Origin of the sequence: Rhizobium sp. CIAT894, from assembly GCF_000172795.2 — a bacterium.
GTDB lineage: Bacteria > Pseudomonadota > Alphaproteobacteria > Rhizobiales > Rhizobiaceae > Rhizobium.
Window position 1 is genome coordinate 3,613,159 of sequence record NZ_CP020947.1, and the last position, 20,620, is coordinate 3,633,778.

Annotated in this window: 22 protein-coding genes; 10 read left to right on the forward strand and 12 right to left on the reverse strand. The window is 61.0% G+C overall.

Annotated features, from left to right (window positions below; genetic code table 11):
- Nucleotides 1-30: 30 nt before the first annotated feature.
- The 9 genes from tilS to ybgC form a co-directional block, all read right to left on the reverse strand.
- Nucleotides 31-1,488 carry a tRNA lysidine(34) synthetase TilS gene (tilS, locus tag RHEC894_RS17855; RefSeq protein WP_085738268.1) on the reverse strand — a complete coding sequence of 486 codons (1,458 nt, stop codon included), beginning with the start codon at nt 1,486-1,488 and terminating at the stop codon, nt 31-33.
- 11 nt (nt 1,489-1,499) lie between these two features.
- Nucleotides 1,500-2,486 (reverse strand): tol-pal system protein YbgF, encoded by a 987-nt coding sequence (gene ybgF / locus RHEC894_RS17860; protein WP_085738269.1) that lies wholly within the window; start codon nt 2,484-2,486, stop codon nt 1,500-1,502.
- A 159-nt stretch (nt 2,487-2,645) separates the two neighbouring features.
- The gene (gene pal / locus RHEC894_RS17865; RefSeq protein ID WP_085738270.1) at nt 2,646-3,182 is read right to left on the reverse strand and encodes a peptidoglycan-associated lipoprotein Pal; all 537 of its coding nucleotides are present in this window, start codon (nt 3,180-3,182) and stop codon (nt 2,646-2,648) included.
- A gap of 153 nt (nt 3,183-3,335) precedes the next feature.
- A complete protein-coding gene (gene tolB, locus RHEC894_RS17870; protein ID WP_085738271.1) occupies nt 3,336-4,643 on the reverse strand; it encodes a Tol-Pal system beta propeller repeat protein TolB in 1,308 nt (435 codons plus the stop codon).
- A 21-nt stretch (nt 4,644-4,664) separates the two neighbouring features.
- Nucleotides 4,665-5,111, reverse strand: coding sequence for a cell envelope integrity protein TolA (locus RHEC894_RS17875; RefSeq protein WP_085738272.1), 447 nt, complete (start codon nt 5,109-5,111; stop codon nt 4,665-4,667).
- A complete protein-coding gene (locus RHEC894_RS17880; protein WP_085738273.1) occupies nt 5,112-6,254 on the reverse strand; it encodes a cell envelope integrity protein TolA in 1,143 nt (380 codons plus the stop codon).
- A gap of 8 nt (nt 6,255-6,262) precedes the next feature.
- The gene (gene tolR / locus RHEC894_RS17885; RefSeq protein WP_003566333.1) at nt 6,263-6,718 is read right to left on the reverse strand and encodes a protein TolR; all 456 of its coding nucleotides are present in this window, start codon (nt 6,716-6,718) and stop codon (nt 6,263-6,265) included.
- Between the two features lie 18 nt (nt 6,719-6,736).
- A complete protein-coding gene (tolQ, locus tag RHEC894_RS17890) occupies nt 6,737-7,456 on the reverse strand; it encodes a protein TolQ (RefSeq protein ID WP_003582115.1) in 720 nt (239 codons plus the stop codon).
- 374 nt (nt 7,457-7,830) lie between these two features.
- Entirely contained in the window at nt 7,831-8,286 is a 456-nt protein-coding gene (gene ybgC / locus RHEC894_RS17895; protein WP_085738274.1) for a tol-pal system-associated acyl-CoA thioesterase, read from the reverse strand.
- Between the two features lie 164 nt (nt 8,287-8,450).
- On the opposite strand from ybgC, the gene RHEC894_RS17900 reads away from it, so the two are divergent.
- From RHEC894_RS17900 to RHEC894_RS17925, 6 genes are all read left to right on the forward strand, one after another.
- Nucleotides 8,451-9,671 carry an NAD-dependent epimerase/dehydratase family protein gene (locus tag RHEC894_RS17900; RefSeq protein WP_085738275.1) on the forward strand — a complete coding sequence of 407 codons (1,221 nt, stop codon included), beginning with the start codon at nt 8,451-8,453 and terminating at the stop codon, nt 9,669-9,671.
- A 303-nt stretch (nt 9,672-9,974) separates the two neighbouring features.
- Nucleotides 9,975-10,799, forward strand: a complete 825-nt coding sequence (locus RHEC894_RS17905) for a glycosyltransferase (protein ID WP_085738276.1) — start codon at nt 9,975-9,977, stop codon at nt 10,797-10,799.
- Nucleotides 10,796-11,713 (forward strand): NAD(P)-dependent oxidoreductase, encoded by a 918-nt coding sequence (locus tag RHEC894_RS17910; RefSeq protein ID WP_085738277.1) that lies wholly within the window; start codon nt 10,796-10,798, stop codon nt 11,711-11,713. The genes RHEC894_RS17905 and RHEC894_RS17910 overlap by 4 nt, the downstream gene beginning before the upstream one ends.
- Before the next feature lie 123 nt (nt 11,714-11,836).
- Nucleotides 11,837-12,424 carry a 5-formyltetrahydrofolate cyclo-ligase gene (locus tag RHEC894_RS17915; RefSeq protein ID WP_085738278.1) on the forward strand — a complete coding sequence of 196 codons (588 nt, stop codon included), beginning with the start codon at nt 11,837-11,839 and terminating at the stop codon, nt 12,422-12,424.
- A gap of 3 nt (nt 12,425-12,427) precedes the next feature.
- Nucleotides 12,428-13,252, forward strand: coding sequence for a TIGR00282 family metallophosphoesterase (locus RHEC894_RS17920; RefSeq protein WP_085738279.1), 825 nt, complete (start codon nt 12,428-12,430; stop codon nt 13,250-13,252).
- A 107-nt stretch (nt 13,253-13,359) separates the two neighbouring features.
- The gene (locus RHEC894_RS17925) at nt 13,360-14,205 is read left to right on the forward strand and encodes an MBL fold metallo-hydrolase (protein ID WP_085738280.1); all 846 of its coding nucleotides are present in this window, start codon (nt 13,360-13,362) and stop codon (nt 14,203-14,205) included.
- Between the two features lie 30 nt (nt 14,206-14,235).
- Here RHEC894_RS17925 and RHEC894_RS17930 read toward each other — a convergent pair whose 3' ends face one another.
- Complete coding sequence (locus RHEC894_RS17930) at nt 14,236-14,739, reverse strand: pyridoxamine 5'-phosphate oxidase family protein (protein WP_010065527.1); 504 nt, start codon at nt 14,737-14,739, stop codon at nt 14,236-14,238.
- Between the two features lie 139 nt (nt 14,740-14,878).
- Here RHEC894_RS17930 and RHEC894_RS17935 point away from each other — a divergent pair, with 139 nt between their 5' ends.
- Nucleotides 14,879-15,625: a YebC/PmpR family DNA-binding transcriptional regulator gene (locus tag RHEC894_RS17935; RefSeq protein ID WP_085738281.1), complete on the forward strand. Its 747-nt coding sequence runs from the start codon at nt 14,879-14,881 to the stop codon at nt 15,623-15,625.
- A 75-nt stretch (nt 15,626-15,700) separates the two neighbouring features.
- Here the strand turns inward: RHEC894_RS17935 and RHEC894_RS17940 are convergent, their stop codons facing one another.
- Both RHEC894_RS17940 and RHEC894_RS17945 read right to left on the reverse strand, forming a co-directional pair.
- Nucleotides 15,701-16,702 carry an LLM class flavin-dependent oxidoreductase gene (locus tag RHEC894_RS17940; RefSeq protein WP_085738282.1) on the reverse strand — a complete coding sequence of 334 codons (1,002 nt, stop codon included), beginning with the start codon at nt 16,700-16,702 and terminating at the stop codon, nt 15,701-15,703.
- A 126-nt stretch (nt 16,703-16,828) separates the two neighbouring features.
- Complete coding sequence (locus RHEC894_RS17945) at nt 16,829-19,144, reverse strand: methyl-accepting chemotaxis protein (protein WP_085738283.1); 2,316 nt, start codon at nt 19,142-19,144, stop codon at nt 16,829-16,831.
- A gap of 242 nt (nt 19,145-19,386) precedes the next feature.
- Between RHEC894_RS17945 and ruvC the strand changes: the two genes are divergently transcribed.
- Genes ruvC through RHEC894_RS17960 form a run of 3 tightly spaced genes read left to right on the forward strand, consistent with a single transcriptional unit; the run spans nt 19,387 to nt 20,611 of the window.
- Nucleotides 19,387-19,896, forward strand: coding sequence for a crossover junction endodeoxyribonuclease RuvC (gene ruvC, locus RHEC894_RS17950; RefSeq protein WP_085738284.1), 510 nt, complete (start codon nt 19,387-19,389; stop codon nt 19,894-19,896).
- Nucleotides 19,897-19,950: 54 nt separating this feature from the next.
- Nucleotides 19,951-20,214, forward strand: coding sequence for an AbrB/MazE/SpoVT family DNA-binding domain-containing protein (locus RHEC894_RS17955; protein WP_085738285.1), 264 nt, complete (start codon nt 19,951-19,953; stop codon nt 20,212-20,214).
- The gene (locus RHEC894_RS17960; protein WP_010067777.1) at nt 20,195-20,611 is read left to right on the forward strand and encodes a type II toxin-antitoxin system VapC family toxin; all 417 of its coding nucleotides are present in this window, start codon (nt 20,195-20,197) and stop codon (nt 20,609-20,611) included. Before RHEC894_RS17955 ends, RHEC894_RS17960 begins: the two co-directional genes overlap by 20 nt.
- Nucleotides 20,612-20,620: the final 9 nt, after the last annotated feature.

Genomic DNA, 20,620 nt, shown 5'->3' on the forward strand with positions numbered 1-20,620 from the left:
GCCGTGCGATTGCCAAGGCGATCCCCCAGGTCAGATGGTTTTTCCGTCAATACTTCTTAAAGGCGGCCTCGCATAGGGCGCCGTCGCGAAAACCGCCGAAAGCCTGTTGGCAAAGATGAAATCAAATCGTGTCAAAAAGCGGTCGAAGGGTGCGAAATAAGGCGTGAGGTGGATCGTCGGCTCGGATTCCGGAGATAGAGGGACTCCTCCGGCGGATAAGACCGGTGCCGAGGCGATGGCGCGTTTCCATGCTGCCTTGGGCAGGCCCCTGCCCTCTCCCCCCTCATTCCTGTGCTCGTCACAGGAATCCAGTGCGCCCAAGTCCTTGGGCGCGGAAGACTCGTCGTGTGTTGTCGGGTCATTCACCGCGCCGACGCGCGGTGGCTGGATTCCTGTGACGAGCACAGGAATGACGGAGGGGGCGGCCGGCCCCTCGATCTCTACTGTCATTCCAGACCTATTGACCGCCTTGAGCCTCCCATCCCACACCCCCGCCTCCCCGGGCTGCAAGACCAGCGGCAAGATCCCCCGGCTCTCGCGCGTGAGATAAAGCCCGTCCCGCCTGAGGTCGAAAACCACTCTCCCCGCGGTCATCCGCCCCGGCTCCCCGCCGGTGGCAAATGACAGAAGGCGTTCCATTTGCGCCCTCCCCGGCGCAAACGGCTGTCCACCGAAAACCGCCGTCAGCCGGCCGAGTGCATAGTCGAGAATAGCGCGATCCTGCCGCAACCCGTCAGGCATCACCTGCCCGAGCAGGCCGCCGTGAAGCCTGAAATGACGATCCAGCCATTCCGCTCCCTCGGCTGCAAGAGCCAGTCGCTCGTCCCAGATGGCACGAATATTCCGCTCGGCACCGGCATCGGCCAAAAGCTGCCGGCGGATCCGCACGCGCTCGTACTTCACATCGTCATTGCTCGGATCGTCGATCCACCCCGCGCCCCGCTCTTTGAGGAAAGCGCGGATATCGGCCCGGCTGGAAAAGAGGAGCGGCCGCAAGATCCAAAAACGCCGGTTGAAGAGCACTGCATCGACAATACCGGATGAAACCTGCTCCGTTCGCATTTCACGCATGGCAAGCGTTTCGCGCTGATCGTCGAACGTATGGCCGGTGACGATGAGATCGGCGCCGAATGTTTCCGCTGCCCCGGCCAGAAGGCCATAGCGCGCCTCGCGGGCTGCAGCCATGATACCTGTCTTCGGCTTGTCGCCCTGCCAGGTGGCGACGGTGTGGGGAATACCAAGCGATGCACAGAGGGCTGCGACCTTGCGCGCCTCATCTGCGGAGCCGGCGCGCAGCGCATGGTCGACGGTTGCAGCGCAAAGGGAAATCTGGAGATGCGGCGCGGCCTTCACGGCTTCATCGAGAAGGAGAAGCAGGCCGGTGGAATCGCTGCCGCCCGAAATCGCGACGAGAATGCGTGCGGGGCTTCGAAGCGATGTGAGAAACTGGAGGATCGCCTGTTGAGGCGAAGCGGCTTCCGGAGGCATGCCGGAAGACCTTAGCAGGCGAGGCGCTTCTGTTCGCTCGCGACCTTGCTGATGACGGCACGCGAAGCCTTCGGATAACGCTTCGAGACTTCGCGCAACGTCGCGCAGGCCGTCTCCTTATTGTCGAGGGCGGCAAGCGACATGCCGAGCTTCAACAGCATTTCCGGCGCCTTTTCGGAGGTACCGTATTTCTGGTGCGCATTGAGGAAGGTTTTGGCCGCCTCATTGTACTTGCCCTGCGAATAGAGCGCCTCGCCGAGCCAGAAATTGGCGTCCGCCGCCCGCGCGCTGCTCGGGTAGCGGGTGATGTATTGCGTGAATTCCTGTTCGGCCGTGCTGTAATCGCCTGATAAGACATGGCCGTAGGCCGCCTTGTACTGGTCCGCCTCACCGCCGAGCGAGGCCGTTTGCTGCGACGTGCCGGGATTGGCATCGGGAATCGGGCCGGAGCCGACAGTGGCGTTGTCGTCGACGGTGCCGCCGACCGCATTGCCGTTCTGATCGAAATCGATCGAACCGAGTTCCTTCGGCGGCTGGCCGAGGCCGCTATTGGCAGGCACGTTGGTGGAGGGAGCCGTTTCGGCTCCCTGCGGTGCTTGGATCATCCTGGCAACGTCGTCGCTGCCGGAAGCCGGAGCGGGATCGGTCTCGCTCTTCTTGACAGGCGCCTTGGCACCGCCGCCGCCGGAACCCGTCTTTTCCAATTGCTGGAAGCGGAATTCATTGTCTTCCTGCTGCTTGCGGATCGTCTCCTGCATCTGCAGCAACTGGAAGCTCATTTCCTCGATCCGGCCGTTCAGCTGCCGCAACTGCTCTTCGAGCTGCTGCACGCGAACCTCGGCATCGCCGCTCTGCACCTTGACAACGGGCGCCGCCGCCTGGTTTTCCGCGGATCGTCCGCCGAGATGCAGCCCGAAGAACGAGGCGGAATAGGCCGCCCGTTCGCTCCCGGTCATAGCCGCGAGGCACAGCATGCCTGCCACGACAAGTTTCTTCATATGTATCGTCCTGTCCCAGTGATTCTTCGCACCTCGATGGCACGAACAGGAGATTTTTCCAATTGCTGTCAAAAAGCAACGGAGTCTGGCCAAAGTGTGGTCAAAAAGAAAGGCGGCCCCCGAGAGGACCGCCTTGCGAAAGCAAACTGAATCGGCAGATTACATGCCGGCGCCGCCGAGAACAGTGACTGCGCGGCGGTTCTGCGACCAGCAGGAAATATCGTCGCAGACGGCGACCGGACGTTCCTTGCCGTAGGAGATCGTCTTCAGGCGCTGTGCCGGAACACCGCGCGAAGCGAGGTAATCCTTGGCGGCAGCAGCACGGCGGGCGCCGAGTGCCAGGTTGTATTCGCGGGTGCCGCGCTCGTCGGCATGGCCTTCGACGGTGATCTGGTAGTTCGGGTAGCGGGCGAGCCACTGGGCCTGACGGTCGAGCGTCTGCGAGGCATCGGCGCGGATCGACGAGGAGTCGGTGTCGAAGAAGATGCGGTCGCCGACATTGACCGTGAAGTCCTGGGCCGAGCCCGGCGTTGCCGCACCGCCGGCGCCGCCGGCGCCGAGGCCGAGATCACCGGCGCTGTTCGGCGGCTTCTTTGCGCAGCTCGCAAGCGCGAGACCGGCGACAAGCGCGATCATGACGGGGTTGCGGGCGAAATTCTGCATGCGGCTCATAGCCGGGGTATGAATTCGGCTCATGGCCGGTCTCCTTGCGAGTTCATCAGGGTTTCCGGACAGTAACCGCACTCGGTTAACCGCCCCTCAAAGTTTATGGTTAACAATTTACTGATTTGTCCCGTAGTCGCCCGGTTTTCATGATTCTGAGGCGACATGAAGGCATTGCCGCACCTGCTACTCCATAAGCGGCGACCAGGCCGGGTCGGAACCGTAGCTCGGAGTCTTGATGAGCTGTTCATTGTAGCCGGTCAGGTCGATCGAATAGAGCTGCGGACCGCCGGCACCCGCCGCCTGGCGGAAGAACATCAGCACGCGGCCGTTCGGCGCCCAGGTCGGGCCTTCATTGTGGAAGCCGGTCGTCAGGATGCGCTCGCCCGAACCGTCGGGTTTCATCACGCCGATCGAGAACTTGCCGTTGGCCTGCTTGGTGAAGGCGATGAGATCGCCGCGCGGCGACCAGACCGGCGTCGAATAGGAACCGTCGCCGAAGGAAATGCGGGTTTGGCCGGAACCATCGGCATTCATCACGTAGATCTGCGGCTTTCCGCCCCGGTCGCTTTCGAAGCTGATGCGGGCACCATCAGGCGAATAGGAGGGCGAGGTGTCGATCGCAGACGTCGAGGTCAACCGCGTCGTCGTGCGCGAGCGCAGGTCCATCGTATAGATGTTGGAGTTGCCCTCCTGCTGCAGGCTCATGATCACCTTCTGGCCATCCGGCGAAAAGCGCGGCGAGAACGTCATGCCCGGAAAATTGCCGACGACCTCGCGCTGCCCGGTTTCGAGCTGCAGCAGATAGACCCGCGGCTGCTGGTTGGCAAAGGACATGTAGGTGACTTCCTGCCGGCTCGGCGAGAAGCGCGGCGTCAGCACGAGATCGCTGCCGTCGGTCAGCATGCGGACGTTGAAACCGTCCTGATCCATGATCGCCAGCTGCCGCTTGCGCTGCTGCTTGGTGCCGGATTCGGAGACGAAGACGACGCGGGTATCGAAATAACCTTCCTCACCTGTGATCTGCTTGTAGATCGCATCGGCGATGATGTGCGCCACACGGCGCCAGTTCTCCGGCTGCGTATAGAACTGCTGCCCGGCCATCTGCTGTCCGGCAAAAGTATCCCACAGGCGGAATTCGGCGCGAAGGCGGCCATCCGCTTCCTTGGTAACCCGGCCGGTGACCAGCGCCTGTGCATTGATGACCTTCCAGTCCTCGAAACGAGGCGAAGCGTCGGGATTAGAAATCTTCTCGATGAAGGCGGTTTTGTTGATGGGTGCGAAGAGACCAGACCGCTGCAAGTCGGCAGCGATGACTTGCGAGACCTGCGCGCCCATGTCGCCCTGGAAGTCAGTCACCGCAATCGGAAGCGGTTGGATATTGCCCTTGTTGATGTTGATTTCGACACGCGCATTTGCCGGAGAGGAGACAACAGCGGCAGCGGTCATGCCGACGGCGACCACCAGCGCGCGGATGAGGGAACATTTGACCATATCAAACAAGCCTTTCAGCATCTAATGGGTAAGAGTGCTGGTGTCGAAGTTGAAAACAACTTCCTTCCAGACATCGTATTTATCTTTCGGAAGCATCGTAAAGGGAGCTGCGCGACGAACTGCGCGAAGGCCGGCATTGGTAAGACTTTTCTGCGCACGCTCACTGCCACCGGTGACCTGCACATCAGGATTGCCGACGATCTGCCCGTCAATGGCTAGCTTTATGTGGACCGTCAAAAGCATGCTGCCGATGTCTTTCAGGCGGCTGTCGACGATGAATTGACGTTCGATCGCGTTTCTCAGCGCCCCAACTTCAGCCACGCTGAGAACCGGCGAATTTGCGTCGCTGTTTCGGCGAACGGTCGTCCCCGCATTTGCATTGAAGGGAAATGCGAGGCCAAGGATCAACCCTGTCAGCACCATGTATATCCGGAAAACCTTCGCGAAATGGAACAAGTTCTTCGACACTTAAATCCCCAAATCGCTAGCATCGAAGGTGAGATCCAGCTCGTTCCAGCCGTTTTCTCCCTCATATTTGTCTGCAGGCAAATTTTTGAGAGGAGATGATTTCATAACAGCGCGGTAGACACTACTCTTGAGCGCTTGGCGTGTTGAATCCGGCCCCCCTGAAGCAATGACCTCGGGGTCGCCAACGACATTGCCGGCCTGATCGAGTTGAACACGAACCTTAAGCTGAACCTCGTTGGCGCCTGCCAGCCCCGAAACAACCGACCAATTACCGGAGATCTGACCACGTACGGCATCAATCTCGCTCTGGCTGAGTGAAGCACCACCATTACTCTTCTTGTTGCCAAGCGATGCTTCTTGCGTCGAGCGCTTGGCGCCGCCAGCCGAAGGATCGGTCTTGTTCAGCAGGGCCGAAATCTCATCAGCATTGAAATCGCTTTTCATCGAGGAGGCCGCTTTCGCCACCTCCTGCTTCTTGTCGGCCTTCTTCTTGTCCGTCGGCGCTTCCGCAGCCTTCGGTTGGTCCGGCGTTTTTTCCGGCGGCTTTTCGGCAGGTTTCTGCGGTTCCGGCGGCTTCACCTCCGGCTTGGCGACAGGGGTCGGCACCTTGTCCGGCAGCGCCTCAGCATCCGGCTTCGGCGGCTCTTCAGGCTTAGCCTGCTCTTCCGGCGGCTTTTCCTCCGGCTTCGGCGGCGTCACTTCGACGGGCTTCGGCGTCGGAATGGAGGCGACCTCCTTGGGCTGTTCGACCTCGGTCTCTTCCTTGTTGACTTCCTTGACGTCGTTCGGCTTGGGATCGATCGTCGGCAACGGCTTCTCGCTCGAATTCGCCGCGGCGGCCTCGCTGTTGCTCGGCTTGGCATTCGGGACCGGCGGCGTCTTCAGGTCGGCATTGTTATCGCCGGCATTCTCGGCCGGCTGGGCGATCGGCGGCCGCGTCGTCGGTACCGGCGCTGATGTCTCCTTCTTCGGAGCCTTCTTGTCGCCTTGCTGCATCTGCGTGATGGATTCCACCGGCACGAGATCGACCGGCATCGCCTCGAAATCCTCCACCTTGAAGGATTCAGGCGCGCTGAGCGACACCATCGCCCAGGTCAGCACCAGGCAATGCAGAACAGCAGATGTGACGACGCTGGTCTTCATCTTGAACGCTATTGGTCCTTCTTCTGCTGCGTCACGAGGCCGATATTCTTGAAGCCGGCGCCCTGGATACGGGCCATGACGTCGGCGATGACGCCGTACGGCGCCGTTGCGTCGCCGCGCACGAAGATCCGTTCATTATAGCCGGTCGTGGCGATCGCCTCGAGCTTGGCGGCGATCTCGGCGGCCGGGATCGGCGTTTCCTGCAGGAACACTTCGCCGTCGTTCTTGACGGAGATGGTAATCGGCTGCGTCTCGGAATTCAGCGCCTTGGCCTGCGTTTCCGGCAGGTCGATCGGCACGCCAACGGTCATCATCGGTGCCGCGACCATGAAGATGATCAGAAGCACCAACATGACGTCGACGAGCGGCGTCACGTTGATTTCGGAGATCACGGCCTTGTTCCGACCGCCGCGACGGCGGCGTCCGCCGCCCCCGCCGCCATTGCCTCCAACAGCCATACCCATATCAGTATACTCCGTTGGTTACTGAGCGGCAGCGCGCGGCTGCAGCTTCTCGTCGATCTGGCGCGAAAGTATGGCGGAGAATTCGTCCGCGAAGCCTTCCATGCGGCCAGAGAGCTTGCCGGCATCGGCAGAGAATTTGTTGTAGGCGATAACCGCCGGGATAGCGGCGACGAGGCCGATCGCGGTCGCAAGCAGCGCTTCGGCGATGCCGGGCGCCACCACCGCAAGGTTGGTGGACTTCGAACCGGCGATCGCCTGGAACGAGGTCATGATGCCGACGACCGTGCCGAAGAGACCGATGAACGGACCGGCCGAACCGATCGTTGCCAGCGACCCGAGACGGGCGCCGAGAAATTCCGATTCGCGTGACAGCGTCACGTCCATCGCCCGGTCGATACGCATCTGCAGGCCGATCGGCGAACGGGCGCCGCGCTCGAAGGATTTCTTCCATTCACGCATGGCGGCTACGAAGATCGCTGCCAGCCCGGTATTGTTGCGTTCCGACAGCGAGCGGTAGAGCTCCTCCAGCGACTGGCCCGACCAGAAGACCTGCTCGAACTTGTCGAACTGGCGCCGTGCGCGGCCATAGGCCAAGTATTTGTCGATGACGATCGCCCAGGTCCACACCGAGGCCGCGATAAGCCCGAGCATAACGAGCTTGACGACGATGCCGGCCTGCATGAAAAGCGACCAGAGGCTGACGTCCGTCGTTGCTGCTGCCAATCCTACTTGTTCCATTGATCCAAAATCCCCGAATCCAAACGCCCGGTGCTGGACCGGGCGGCACAAAGTGATCTCGCAAGAAGTGTCCGGCGACCGCCGCCCAAAGCCCTGGTCAAGCTTCCAAGCTCATCTTCCGCCTTCTTGCCGTCAAATTTGGTCAAAGGAAGGCGTGCACCGCACAAACTCCGACTTTCCCAGTAAGACACTATTATGGTTAATAGATCGTTAGTGCTGGACTGTGACAGTAAGCCTGTATTTGGAAGATTTCATTCCATGGGTTACTTGACCGGAGCAAGATCCGGCTGCCGAAAGAGCGCTCATCCTGCGGCGCGGGAATTCCTTCACATAAGTTCAAGTTTTGACAAGCCTGAATTCCGGGCGATTCGTCGCTATAGCGGCGTGCTGCCTTCCAGGAATTTCGCCGCCAGTGTTTCCGGCAGCCGCCTCGGCCGCCCCCTGGCGTTGATGACGGCGATGATCACCTTGGCAGTGATCAGCAGCGTTTCGCCCGAACGGATCTGCTGGTTGAGCACCATCTTGGCGCCGCCGGCTTTTTCCGTGTGCGTCAGGATCGTCAGCACATCGTCCATGCGCGCCGGGCTCTTGAAATCGATCTCCATGCGATGGACGACGAAGACGAGACCCTCCTCGTCGGCGCTGACAAGCTCGCGCTGTTCGACGCCGAGGCAGCGCAGATAATCGGTCCGGCCGCGTTCGAGGAAATGCAGGTAGCGAGCGTGATAGACCAGGCCGGAGAAATCCGTGTCTTCATAATAGACCCGCTGGACGAGGCGGTGCCCGGCCTCCGTCAGCTCTCCCGAAATCGAAAAAGGGCGTTCCGTCATAATTTTCTCCAAACTTCGGCGCCCTCTTTGGCGCAACGCTTCCCGCCAGGCAAGCATTGAATGCCCGACCGGCAGGCATTGAATGCGCCGCCGCCAGGCATTGAATGATTGTCATAATTTCTAATTATTCCCGATAACGAACGAACCGATCAGGAGACGATGCGATGAAGATTGCGGTTATGGGCGGAGACGGTTTCATTGGTTGGCCAACATCGCTGCATCTCTCCGATGCCGGTCACGACGTCCATATCCTCGACAATCTGTCGCGCCGCTGGATCGACACGGAGCTTGGCGTTCAATCGCTGACGCCGATGGATTCGATCCAGGAGCGCACCCGCATCTGGCATGCCGAAACCGGACGCCGCATCCACTTCAATCTGATCGATCTCGCCAGAGACTACGAACTCCTGAAGAACTGGCTTTCAGAACACCGCCCGGATGCGATCATCCACTTCGCCGAACAGCGGGCCGCGCCCTATTCGATGAAGAGCGACCGCCACAAGAACTACACTGTTAACAACAATGTCAGCGCCACGCATAACCTGCTGAACGCACTGACCGAGCTCAATCTCGACGCCCATCTCATCCATCTCGGCACCATGGGCGTCTACGGCTATTCGACGGTCGGCGCTGCCATCCCCGAAGGCTACCTGCCGGTCGGCATCGAAACCGCGGCCGGCGAGACGGTCAGCCAGGAGATCCTCTACCCCTCCAATCCCGGCTCGATCTACCACATGACCAAGTGCCTGGATCAGCTTCTCTTCCAGTTCTACGCCAAGAACGATGGATTGAGGATCACCGACCTGCACCAGGGCATCGTCTGGGGCACGCATACCGAGCAGACGCGCCGCCACGCGCAGCTCATCAACCGTTTCGATTACGACGGCGATTACGGCACGGTGCTGAACCGCTTCCTCATCCAGGCGGCGATCGGCTATCCGCTGACGGTGCACGGCACCGGCGGCCAGACCCGCGCCTTCATCCATATCCAGGATTCGGTGCGCTGCATCGAACTGGCGCTGAAAAATCCGCCGGCCCGTGGCGCCCGCGTCGAAATCTTCAACCAGATGACGGAAACCCACCGGGTACGCGACCTTGCCGAGATGATCGCGAGGATCAGCGGCGCCAAGATCGCCTGGCTGCCCAATCCGCGCAAGGAAGCCGCCGAGAACGATCTGATCGTCCGCAACGAAAAGTTCCGCAATCTCGGCCTCGAACCGATCACCCTGGAAGCCGGCCTGCTCGGCGAGATCGTCGACGTGGCAAAGAAATTCGCCTATCGCGTCGACCGCGCCCGCGTGCCGGCCGTCTCCGCCTGGACCAAGGACATTGCCGCGACGATCAATCATGATCCGGAAGGCAAACGGCTGAAGTCGGTGTCGTGAGTGCTGCGCGATGACGAAGGCTAGAAAGGCCGCGGCTTGCTCCCTCTTCTCCCCAACGGGGGTCCGAAGGACGGGTCGAGACCTGTGGCTCGACCCCGGGCGGTGGCCCGAAGGGTCGGATGAGGGGGCCACACGGCACGCCCTTCATTGCCCTTCGCTCGCGCTCAGCGCACTCGCTCCTGTCGGCGCTCGCCCCCTCATCCGCCTGCCGGCACCTTCTCCCCGCAGGGGAGAAGAGACATACAGCAGCGCCTTGCCGTCTCTCCTCCGCCGGAGCAAGACATATCGAGGCAGTCGAAGCCGATGAACCGCTCGTCCGTATTCGCCTACGTCACCCTCGTCACCAACGCCGACTACGCCATGGGCGCCACCGCCCTCGCCCACTCCCTGAGGCGCACCGGCACCACCGCCGACATCGTCGTCCTCCACACCGGCGGCGTCGATGCCGCCGCCCTCGCCCCCCTCACGGCCCTCGGATGCCGGCTGATCGACGTCGAGCACCTGCCGCTGTCTGGCGCCTTCAACGAACGCCACGCCCGCAGCCATCTCCATTCGGCAGCCCCCTTCACCAAGGGCCGCAAGCCGGATTTCCATTCGCCGCTCGACAACTTCTGCAAACTCAGGCTGTGGCAGTTCATCGAATACGAACGCTGCGTCTTCATCGACGCCGACGCCCTCGTGCTGAAAAACATCGACAGGCTGTTCCTCTATCCGGAATTTTCCGCAGCTCCCAATGTCTATGAAAGCCTCGCCGATTTTCGCCGCATGAACTCCGGCGTCTTCGTCGCCACGCCCTCGCATGACACATTCCGACACATGCTCGAAAGGCTCGACAGGCCGGATGCTTTCTGGCGCCGCACCGATCAGACCTTTCTCGAGACGTTCTTCCCAGATTGGCACGGCCTGCCGGTTTATTTCAACATGCTGCAATATGTATGGTTCACCATGCCGGAGCTTTGGGACTGGAAGAGCATTTCAATCCTGCACTACCAGTATGAAAAACCCTGGGAAAAGAATCATCCCAAGGCGGCGCGGCTACAACCGTTGATCGATCTGTGGCACCGTTTCCATGATGGCGGCGATCTGCCCGAGATCGCGGCGCTGGACAATCCGGAAGGGGCAGCATGAAGGTACTGGTATCTGGCGGAACGGGTCTCGTCGGACGGTATATCGTCGAAGAGCTGCTGACTGCCGGCTACCAGGTGATCGTCGGCGGACGCCGTGCGCCGCATCCGCGCCTCTTCTCCCGCCCGGTCGAGTTCGCAGCCCTTTCGCTTGATCCCGACAAGGATCAGATCGACATTTTCGACGACGCCTATTTTTTCGTCCACGCCGCCTTCAACCATGTTCCAGGCAAATATCGCGGCGGCGAGGGCGACGATCCGAAAACCTTCCACAAACTGAATCTCGACGGCACCGTCCGGCTTTTCGAGGCCGCCAAACGCGCCGGCACGCGCCGCTGCATCTTCCTGTCCAGCCGCGCCGCCTACGGCGAACATGCCGGGGGAAGCGAGCTGACGGAGACGATGCTGGCCAAGCCCGAAACGCTCTACGGCCAGGTCAAGCTCGATGCCGAGCGAGCACTTGCCCACCTCTCCACGCCGGGTTTTGCCGGCGTGAGCCTGAGGGCGACCGGCATCTATGGCGATTTCTTTCCGAACAAATGGGACGGACTGATCGCCGATTACCTCGCCGGCCGACCGGTTGCTTCACGTGCGGGAACGGAAGTTCACGGCCGCGACCTCGGGCGGGCGGTACGTCTGATGCTGGAGACGGAAAGCAACCGCATCTCCGGCGAGATTTTCAATGTCTCGGACATCGCCCTCGACACCAGCGATATTCTGTCCTTCATCCGCCGTCAGACGGGCTGTCGGCATTCGCTGCCGAGCCCCGCCGACAAGACAGCGCTCGCTGCAATGAGCGCGGCGAAAATCCGTGCGCTCGGCTGGGTGCCCGGCGGGACTCCTCTGTTCGAGGAAACGATGCAACGGCTGGCCGTTGCGCAGCCGCAATCTTTCGCGCCTATTCCGCATCGGCAATGATGGCGGGTTTCCTAATCCGCACCCGCCACGGCGCGAAGTGGGTGCGGTGCTGTCGCAGCCGGCATTGCATCGAACACTGAGCCGTCTATGCTTGCCCGACCTTTCTGATATCCGGCCGATCGAATGACCGCTAGAGAATTGAAAGCGCAGTTGCGCAATGAACGGCTGTCCGCTCGCGACGCTATTTCCTCCGAGAACCGCGCGGCCAAAAGCGTGGCAATGGCCGATCATGCCGGCGAGGCCGTCGGCTTTGCGCCGGGCACGATCGTCTCCGGCTTCCTGCCGATCCGTTCGGAGGCCGATCTCAGGCCGCTCATGATGCGGTTTGCCGCGCGCGGCGCACGGCTCTGCGTGCCGGCGATCCTCGACAAGCAGACGATCGTCTTTCGCGAATTGGCGGAAGGCGCGCCACTCATCGAGACCGGCTTCGGCACCGTGGGTCCTGGAGCCGATGCCGCCATTCTCGACCCGGAGATCTTGCTGGTGCCGCTTTCGGCCTTCGATGCCAGAGGCCATCGTATCGGCTATGGCGCCGGCTATTACGACCGCGCCATCAGCCGTCTCAGGCAAAAAGGCCTGCATCCGAAGCTGATCGGCATTGCATTCGACTGCCAGGAAGTGGCACATGTGCCCAATGAGCCGCACGACATAAGCCTGGATGCCATCCTGACAGAAAGCGGCCTTCGCTTTTTTGCCTCTTGGATTGGATAGGGAATGCGGCTGCTTTTTCTGGGTGACATGGTCGGCAAGACGGGACGCACGGCGGTCTGGGACCGCCTTCCCGGCCTGATCTCTGACCTCAAGCTCGATTTCGTCGTCGTCAACGGCGAGAATGCCGCCGGCGGCTTCGGCATCACCGAAGACATCTTTCTGGAAACGATCAATGCCGGCGCCGACGTGGTGACGACAGGCAATCACGTCTGGGACCAGAAGGAAGCCGTTGCCTTTGCCGGGCGCCACGATCAATTCCTGCGGCCGGCCAACTATCCGCAAGGCACGCCCGGACGCGGCTCCGGTCTTTTCTATGCCAGGAACGGCGCGCGCGTGCTCGTCGCCAACGTCATGGGCCGGGTCTTCATGCATCCGGAACTCGATGACCCCTTCAAATCAGCGGAAGTGATCCTCGCCGCCTGCCCGCTCAAGGAGCAGGCCGATGCAATCATCTTCGATTTCCACGCGGAGGCGACCAGCGAGAAACAATGCTTCGGCCATTTCGTCGACGGCCGCGCCAGTTTCGTCGTCGGCACCCACACGCATGTTCCGACGGCCGATGCTCAGATCCTGAACGGCGGCACCGCCTATCTGTCGGATGCGGGCATGTGCGGCGACTACGACTCCTCCCTCGGCATGGATAAGGAAGAGCCGCTGAACCGCTTCATCTCCAAAATGCCGAAGGGCCGCATGGAAGCGGCGAACGGCCCCGCGACGATCTGCGGCGTCGGCGTGGAGATTTCCGATAGAACCGGATTGGCCGAAAAGATCGCGCCGCTTCGGCTCGGACCGCGGCTCGCCGAAACGGTGCCGGAATTCTGGCGGTAGAGCCTTTCCGCAACACGCAAATGTGAGCATCCCTGGTCTGGACCACTGCGACCTCATGCCGCATCCTCCCGCCGCCAAGTCAAAGTGATGGAGCGCCGGAGGGTGGCATGAAGCCGCAATATCTTGTTCTCGCTATCGCATGCCTTGCGGCCTTCGCCGCGCCAGCTTCAGCCGGAGCAGAGGAACAGCGAGCACCCGCCAGCCAGTGCCAGGCAATCGCGCAGAATACGCCCAAGGCGACCTTCGCTAGCTTTTCCGGCGCGGCACCGTTGACGCCTGCCGTCTCCGAGGGCGAAGACGTCAAATTGACCTTCCTCGGCCATTCCACCTTCGAGATCGAAACCGCCGGCGGCATCGTCATCGCGACAGACTATAACGGCTGGTACAGGCCAGCGACGATGCCCGATGTCGTGACCATGAACAAGGCGCACACGACCCATTTCACCTTGACGCCCGATCCCGACATCAAACATGTTCTGCATGGCTGGAGCGATGTTCCGGGCGCAAAGGCCGAGATCAAACTCGTCATCGGCGATGCCTATATTCGCAATGTCCCGACGGATATCCGCTTCAGCTATGGCCTTGGCGGCTCGCAGGAGAACGGCAATTCCATCTTCATTTTCGAAATCGCCGGTCTCTGCATCGGCCATCTCGGCCACCTTCACTATGAGCTGACAGACGCCCATTACATCGAGATCGGCCGCCTCGACGTCGTCATGGTCCCGGTCGATGGCGGCCTGACCATGGGCGCCGACAGCATGAGCCGCGTCATCAAGCGGCTACGCTCGTCGTTGATTTTACCGATGCACCGGCGCGGCCCGCCGGTCGAGGCCTTCGTCTCGATGTTCGGCAAGGATTTCGACATCGCCAATGCCCCCGATGACAGCATCACCGTCTCCCTGCGCACGCTGCCGAAAAAGCCTCTGATCTATGTCATGAAGGGTGTGCAGTAAAAGGCCGGCTGCTTTTCCCAGCTCCACACATCAAGCGAACTGCAGGTGACGTCTGATGCCGACATCCGGCATCTTGTCGTCGTCGAGATTGGCCTTGGCGATCTCCCAGCCGAATTTCAGCTTGTTGCCTGTGGAAACCCAGATCTCGGCATCGTCGACATGAAGGGCAAGCATGGTGAGCTTTGGATCCTGCTTGCCGCCGTCATACCAGGCCGCGACGATCGAACTCCAATACTCCTCGATCTTGGCAGGGTCGGGACGCACGTCGATCCTACCGGCAAGGCAGGCGTGATAGTCGTGATCCTTACCGATAACGCAGAAATGCGCCCGGCTGCCAGGCTTTATGGCCCGCACGATATCGGCATCGATCTTGGTATAGAACCAGATCGTGTTGGTGGTGGGATCGGCATGCGGCGCCATCGGCTGCATGTGCATATCAAGCCCGGAAATTCCGAGCATGCCGGCATGAACATCGTTGACCTGATCCCAGAGCTGACGTGCTGGCTGTTCCTGCGCATCGCTGATACTTGCCATGAGCGTTCCTTTCCGTTGGATGGAGTTCTTGAAACGTCATCCCCTCACCTTTGTTCCAAACTGCTTTTTCCTTGAACGGGTGCCGTTTCGCTCTTATAAGGCGGCCCATTCCGAACAATGAGACGTGAACAGGGGTGCCATGGCTGGCCATTCACAGTTTAAAAACATCATGCACCGCAAGGGCCGTCAGGATGCCGTGCGGTCGAAAATGTTCTCCAAGCTTGCGCGCGAAATCACCGTTGCCGCCAAGGCCGGCCTGCCCGACCCGACGATGAATGCCCGTCTTCGCCTGGCGATCCAGAACGCCAAGGCCCAGTCCATGCCGAAGGACAATATCGACCGCGCCATCAAGAAGGCAGCCGGCGCAGACGGCGAAAACTACGACGAAGTCCGCTATGAGGGCTACGGCCCCGGCGGCACCGCGATTATCGTCGAAGCTCTGACCGACAACCGCAACCGCACCGCCTCCAACGTCCGTTCGATCTTCACCAAGGCCGGGGGAGCGCTTGGCGAAACCGGTTCTGTTTCCTTCTCCTTCGACCATGTCGGCGAAATCACCTACAAGCTTTCCGTCGGCGACGCCGACAAGGTAATGGAAGCCGCGATCGAAGCCGGCGCCGACGACGTCGAGACCGACGACGACGGCCACTATATCACCTGCGGTTTTGAGGCCCTCGGCGAAGTGTCGAAGGCGCTGGAAGTAAGCCTCGGCGAAGCCGAAACCGTCAAAGCCGTCTGGCGCGCCCAGAACAACGTGCCGGTGGACGAGGAAAAGGCTCAGTCGCTGATGAAACTCATCGACAGCCTGGAAGATGATGACGACGTGCAGAACGTCTATTCCAACTTCGAGGTTTCGGAAGAAGTTCTGGCGAAGCTCTCGGCCTGATTTTTCCGGACAAGCGCATTAGAAAACCCGGCCATGACGCCGGGTTTTTCTGTTTTCGGGATGCAGTCTGCAATGCTACACGGCGGCCCGCGTGAAGTTTCCCAGCCCCGCAAACAGTTCCACCGATTTCAGCCGCGCCTCGATGTCGTGGATCGGCATCGAGATGATCACCTCATCGGCCTGCGTTTCGTTGAGAAACTCCGTCAGCTTCGCCTCCGCCGTCTTCGGCGACCCCACCACCGCACAACGCAGCGTGTGCTCGACGTTCATCTTCTCCATCGGCGACCAGAAGCCCTCCATATCGGTTACAGGGCGCGGGAATGGCCCGCGGACATTGCGGCGCAGGTTGACGAACTGCTGCTGGGCAGAGGTGAAATTGTATTGCGCCTCCCCGTCCGTTTCCGCCACCGCACCCATGACGCCGACCATCACATAGGGCTTGTCGAGCGTTGCCGAAGGCTGAAAACGGTCGCGGTAGATCGCGATGGCGTCGAGCAACATGTCGGGCGCGAAATGCGAGGCGAAGGCATAGGGAAGCCCGAGCATGGCGGCGAGCTGGGCGCTGTAGAGGCTGGAGCCGAGCAGCCAGATCGGAATATGCGAGCCATTGCCGGGAACCGCGAGGATCGCCTGATTCTCGACCGGCGTGCCGAGCAGTTGCTGCAGTTCGACCACGTCGTTCGGGAAGCTGTTGGCGCCGGCCTCGAGGTTGCGCCGCAGCGCCTGAGCAGTGTGCATGTCCGTTCCCGGCGCTCGCCCGAGGCCGAGATCGACGCGGCCGGGAAAGAGCGCCTCCAGCGTGCCGAACTGCTCGGCGATGACGAGCGGCGAATGATTGGGCAGCATAATGCCGCCGGAGCCGACACGGATGCGCGTTGTCGCGGCCCCGACGTGACCGATGACGACTGATGTGGCAGCACTGGCAACGCCCGGCATGCCGTGATGTTCGGCGAGCCAGAAGCGCTTATAACCGAACTCCTCGGCCTTGCGAGCCATCCGTGCCGAACTATCGAGAGACTGGCGGACGCTGCTGCCTTCGGCAACGGGGGAAAGGTCGAGTATGGAGAAGGGAACCATGGGGAACCTGCCGGGCAGTTTGAAGAATGCCGTCTATGTAGGTTGCCGTCCCTGCCATACCAAACCATGCACGCAACAAAAAGGGCCGCGCGAGCGCGACCCTTTTCAACCGTCGGAAACCACGGCTTAGCGGTGACGGCGCAGCACATGCACCTCGGCGCTTTGCTGGTGATGGCCTTGCGGCAGGGTGAAATTGCCGAGCTGGCGATCCATTTCCAAGGCCTCCGTGGCCAGCCGGTGGATCGCCTCCGTTGTTTCCTCGACCATCGAGGCATTCTGCTGCGTCATCGCGTCGAGTTCGGCGACGGCGCTGTTGATCTCCCGCAGCGTATTGGCCTCCTCGCGGGTCGCACCCATGATCTCGTTGATTTGTCCGTTGATCGCCTCGACATGCGCGCCGATGCCGGTCAGCGCAACGCCGGCCTTTTCCACAAGCGCCACGCCGCTTTCGACCTCATGCGTCGATTTCTGCAGCAGGCTGGAGATTTCCTTCGCCGCACTCGACGAGCGTTGAGCGAGTTCGCGCACTTCCATGGCGACGACAGCGAAGCCCTTGCCGGATTCACCGGCGCGCGCCGCCTCGACGCCGGCATTGAGTGCCAGGAGGTTGGTCTGGAAAGCGATGTCGTCGATGACCGAGATGATCGTGTTGATCTGGCGCGAAGAGGTCTGGATCGCCTCCATCGCTGCGATCGTCTCGCGCATGATCTGGCCGGAGCCGGTCGTCTCCTTCTTGGCATCGCGGGCGATGCGCTCGGCCTGTTCGGCCCGCTCGATCTGCTGGCGGACGGACTGGGTGATGGCGCTGATCGCATTCGCCGTCTCGGTGATCGAGCCGGCCTGGCGCTCGGTGCGCCCGGCAAGCTCATCGGCGCCGGTGCGCATCTCCTCGGAGCCGGCGCGCACCGCCATCGAGTTGCCGCCGATTGCGGTCATGGTTTCGCTCAGCGTCGCGAGCGCTTCGTTGAAATTGATGCGCAGGCTTTCAAGCTCGTTCGGGAAGCGAGTATCGATCTGATAGGCGAGATCGCCGCTGGCAAGATGATGCAGGCCCTCGTCGATCGCCTCGACCACCCGCTGCAGCGTCTTCGCCTCAGCCTCGCGCTCCGCCAGATTCTGCTGGCGGTCCTGCTCGGCCTGCAGACGCGTCTCTTCGCTGGCGGCTTCGAGTTCGCGGCTTTCGATCAGCGACTGGCGGAAACGAGCGAGCGCATTCGCCATCGTGCCGATCTCGTCCTTGCGGTTCAGACTGCCGATCTCGCTGTCGAGCTTGCCGTCGGCGACGTCACGGGTGACGCCGGCAAGCCGCGCAAGCGGTGAAAACAGGAAATTGGTCACGAGGCCGGTAGCAACCGCCATGACGACGAGCACGCCGATGCCGATCATCGTCAGCAAAGTGGCGATCTCGATCGAGCCGGCATTGAGCTCGCTCAGCAGCACGCTCTCGACCGCGAGGAAGCGGTCGCCGCGATAGTCGATGCCGCGGACATAAGCGCGGGCCGGCCCGTCCGCCCTGTCGAAATCGGCAACCGTCATCGCCGAACTGGCAAGCGCGTCCTTGATGAAGCTGAAGGGAGCCGCATCGAGCATCGCAAGCTTGCCGCTCTGGTCGAGACCGACGGCCGAGCCGTCGGCGGAGACGATCGCCGCCCGCGCCGTGCTGCCCTGAACGATGCCCTTGCCAAGGATACCGGTGACAATGTCGTCGCGCACCCTGAATAGGAAGATGCCCTTGGCCGCCCCGAGCTTGACGATCGGCACGGCATAAAAGATCGCCGACTTGCCGCTGGCGGCATCGACACGCAGGCCGGAAAAGCCTGTCGGCGCGGCGTCATCGGTCGCCTTGGCAGTGTTCTCGATTGCCTTGGCGAAAGCGATGCCGGCGCCGGTCGCCTTCCAGGCGTCCGACTTCAGGTTCTCGGCGAAGTCATCCTGCTTCTTGTAGGAATAGAGGACCGTACCGTCGAGATCGGCAATCAACAGATCGCTGAAGGCGGTATCCTCGAGGTCGCGGGCAACTTCGCCCTGTGTCTGCTCATGGTTCGAATAATAGAAACCGCTCGGCCCTTCGGGTTTCATCAGCTTCTCGCGCTGGTCGGCCGGGTTTGGATTGCCCGTGATGAAAACCTTCTTCAGCTCGCCGCGGGCATCGCCGGAAGTTTTCTGGATGGTCTTCCAGCCGCTCTTCAGGCTGGTGATCGACATCTGCAGCGCTTCGATGCGCGCGATGGAATTCGCCTGGTTTTCAAGCTGCGTCAGCTGGTCCTGCAGCATGTCGCCGCGAAAGATCAGCACACTTTCCTTGGCCTTCAGCGCCTGCTCGTCGGAGATCCGGCTGCTGGCGAAATAGGCAAGCACGTCGATCACGGCAATCGACAGCACGGTCAGCAGAATGAATGTGGCAATGACCTTGAAGGACAGGGACTGAAATCTCTGAGCCATGTGCGACGAACCCCTTCTGACACACCTGCCGGCGTGGGCACGCGGCGCATGCCTGATCGACCGATCTTTAAACAGAACATCAGGGGCTTATCTCCTTGCGACATGAGACCCCCTTCGTATTTGACATTAGAATTCAAGCATCTGTTTTAATTCCCGGTAAATGGAGCGACGTAAATCGCGGCATGTTTTTGTTTTGTTCACATATCGATGGCAGTTATTTCGCAATCGCTATAGGTTGAACCATGCAAAATACGATTCGCATCGTCGGCATCGATCCCGGACTTCGCCGCACCGGCTGGGGAATCATCGATACGGTGGGCAATTCCCTGAAATTCGTGGCTTCCGGCACGGTGACGTCAGATGGCGACATGGATCTCGCCTCCCGTCTCTGCCAGTTGCATGACGGCCTGGCTGAGGTCGTCCACGCTTACAAGCCGGATGAAGCCGCCGTCGAACAGACCTTCGTCAACAAGGATGCGGTGGCGACCCTCAAGCTCGGCCAGGCCCGCGGCATCGCCATGCTGGTGCCGGCGCGCGCCGGGCTGCACGTTTCAGAATATGCCCCGAATGCCGTGAAGAAGGCCGTCATCGGCGTCGGCCACGGCGAAAAACATCAGATTCACATGATGTTGAAGATCCTGATGCCAAAAGTCGAATTCAAGGGCGACGACGCCGCCGACGCGCTGGCGATCGCCATCTGCCATGCGCACAATCGCGGCAGCAACCGGATGCGACAGGCGCTGGCCGGCTAGCCTGTTCTTGACTTGTTCCCATTCGATGATAAGTAATACCTGGGAGGTATTACCATGCGCGTGACGGAAAAGGGCCAGGTGACGATTCCCAAGAACATCCGGGACCGCTTGAAGATCGGGCCGGGATCCGAGGTAGATTTCGTTGCCGATGAAAAGGGTGCCCGCTTGGTTGTTCTATCCAGCAGGATGGAGCCGTCGCAGGACGATTTTGAATCCTGGCTCGGCAGCATGAGCGGGACCCTCGACACCGGCGGCATGACGACCGACGAATTCATGGAATGGTTGAGAGGACCACGTGATGACCTCGGTCCTCGTTGATACGAACATTTTCATCGATATATTCGGGCCGGACAATCCTTTCAGGGAATGGTCCGTGCGGGCATTGAGCGCATTGCGTCCAGATTCGCAATTCGTCATGACACCCGTTGTTTGGGCAGAGCTGGCAAGCATGACCCCGCGCGAGGAAGCCCTTGCATTTCTGCTGTCGCGGTTAAATCTGGTCCGCGAGGCCCTGCCGTTTTCCGCCGCTTACCGGGCCGGCATGGCACATGCGCAGTACCGGAGGAGCGGCGGCCTGCGCGAGCGTACTCTGCCGGATTTTTTCATCGGTGCGCACGCCCTCGTTCGATCGCATCGCCTTCTGACGCGCGATGGCGCGCGCTACCGCTCTTATTTCCCGGAATTGGACATCATTTCTCCCGAAACGCACCCTTGAGAGACCACA

What these genes read in the sequence shown, in the direction of transcription:
- RHEC894_RS17930 (WP_010065527.1), bottom strand. Translation starts at nt 14,739, where the DNA reads ATGGCAAGTATCAGCGATGCGCAGGAACAGCCAGCACGTCAGCTCTGG.
- ybgF (WP_085738269.1), bottom strand. Translation starts at nt 2,486, where the DNA reads ATGAAGAAACTTGTCGTGGCAGGCATGCTGTGCCTCGCGGCTATGACC.
- RHEC894_RS17955 (WP_085738285.1), top strand. Translation starts at nt 19,951, where the DNA reads ATGCGCGTGACGGAAAAGGGCCAGGTGACGATTCCCAAGAACATCCGG.
- RHEC894_RS17925 (WP_085738280.1), top strand. Translation starts at nt 13,360, where the DNA reads ATGAAGCCGCAATATCTTGTTCTCGCTATCGCATGCCTTGCGGCCTTC.
- RHEC894_RS17945 (WP_085738283.1), bottom strand. Translation starts at nt 19,144, where the DNA reads ATGGCTCAGAGATTTCAGTCCCTGTCCTTCAAGGTCATTGCCACATTC.
- ruvC (WP_085738284.1), top strand. Translation starts at nt 19,387, where the DNA reads ATGCAAAATACGATTCGCATCGTCGGCATCGATCCCGGACTTCGCCGC.
- RHEC894_RS17880 (WP_085738273.1), bottom strand. Translation starts at nt 6,254, where the DNA reads ATGAAGACCAGCGTCGTCACATCTGCTGTTCTGCATTGCCTGGTGCTG.
- RHEC894_RS17935 (WP_085738281.1), top strand. Translation starts at nt 14,879, where the DNA reads ATGGCTGGCCATTCACAGTTTAAAAACATCATGCACCGCAAGGGCCGT.
- RHEC894_RS17960 (WP_010067777.1), top strand. Translation starts at nt 20,195, where the DNA reads ATGACCTCGGTCCTCGTTGATACGAACATTTTCATCGATATATTCGGG.
- RHEC894_RS17905 (WP_085738276.1), top strand. Translation starts at nt 9,975, where the DNA reads ATGAACCGCTCGTCCGTATTCGCCTACGTCACCCTCGTCACCAACGCC.
- RHEC894_RS17920 (WP_085738279.1), top strand. Translation starts at nt 12,428, where the DNA reads ATGCGGCTGCTTTTTCTGGGTGACATGGTCGGCAAGACGGGACGCACG.
- RHEC894_RS17940 (WP_085738282.1), bottom strand. Translation starts at nt 16,702, where the DNA reads ATGGTTCCCTTCTCCATACTCGACCTTTCCCCCGTTGCCGAAGGCAGC.
- tolB (WP_085738271.1), bottom strand. Translation starts at nt 4,643, where the DNA reads ATGGTCAAATGTTCCCTCATCCGCGCGCTGGTGGTCGCCGTCGGCATG.
- pal (WP_085738270.1), bottom strand. Translation starts at nt 3,182, where the DNA reads ATGAGCCGAATTCATACCCCGGCTATGAGCCGCATGCAGAATTTCGCC.
- tilS (WP_085738268.1), bottom strand. Translation starts at nt 1,488, where the DNA reads ATGCCTCCGGAAGCCGCTTCGCCTCAACAGGCGATCCTCCAGTTTCTC.
- tolR (WP_003566333.1), bottom strand. Translation starts at nt 6,718, where the DNA reads ATGGGTATGGCTGTTGGAGGCAATGGCGGCGGGGGCGGCGGACGCCGC.
- ybgC (WP_085738274.1), bottom strand. Translation starts at nt 8,286, where the DNA reads ATGACGGAACGCCCTTTTTCGATTTCGGGAGAGCTGACGGAGGCCGGG.
- RHEC894_RS17915 (WP_085738278.1), top strand. Translation starts at nt 11,837, where the DNA reads ATGACCGCTAGAGAATTGAAAGCGCAGTTGCGCAATGAACGGCTGTCC.
- tolQ (WP_003582115.1), bottom strand. Translation starts at nt 7,456, where the DNA reads ATGGAACAAGTAGGATTGGCAGCAGCAACGACGGACGTCAGCCTCTGG.
- RHEC894_RS17900 (WP_085738275.1), top strand. Translation starts at nt 8,451, where the DNA reads ATGAAGATTGCGGTTATGGGCGGAGACGGTTTCATTGGTTGGCCAACA.
- RHEC894_RS17910 (WP_085738277.1), top strand. Translation starts at nt 10,796, where the DNA reads ATGAAGGTACTGGTATCTGGCGGAACGGGTCTCGTCGGACGGTATATC.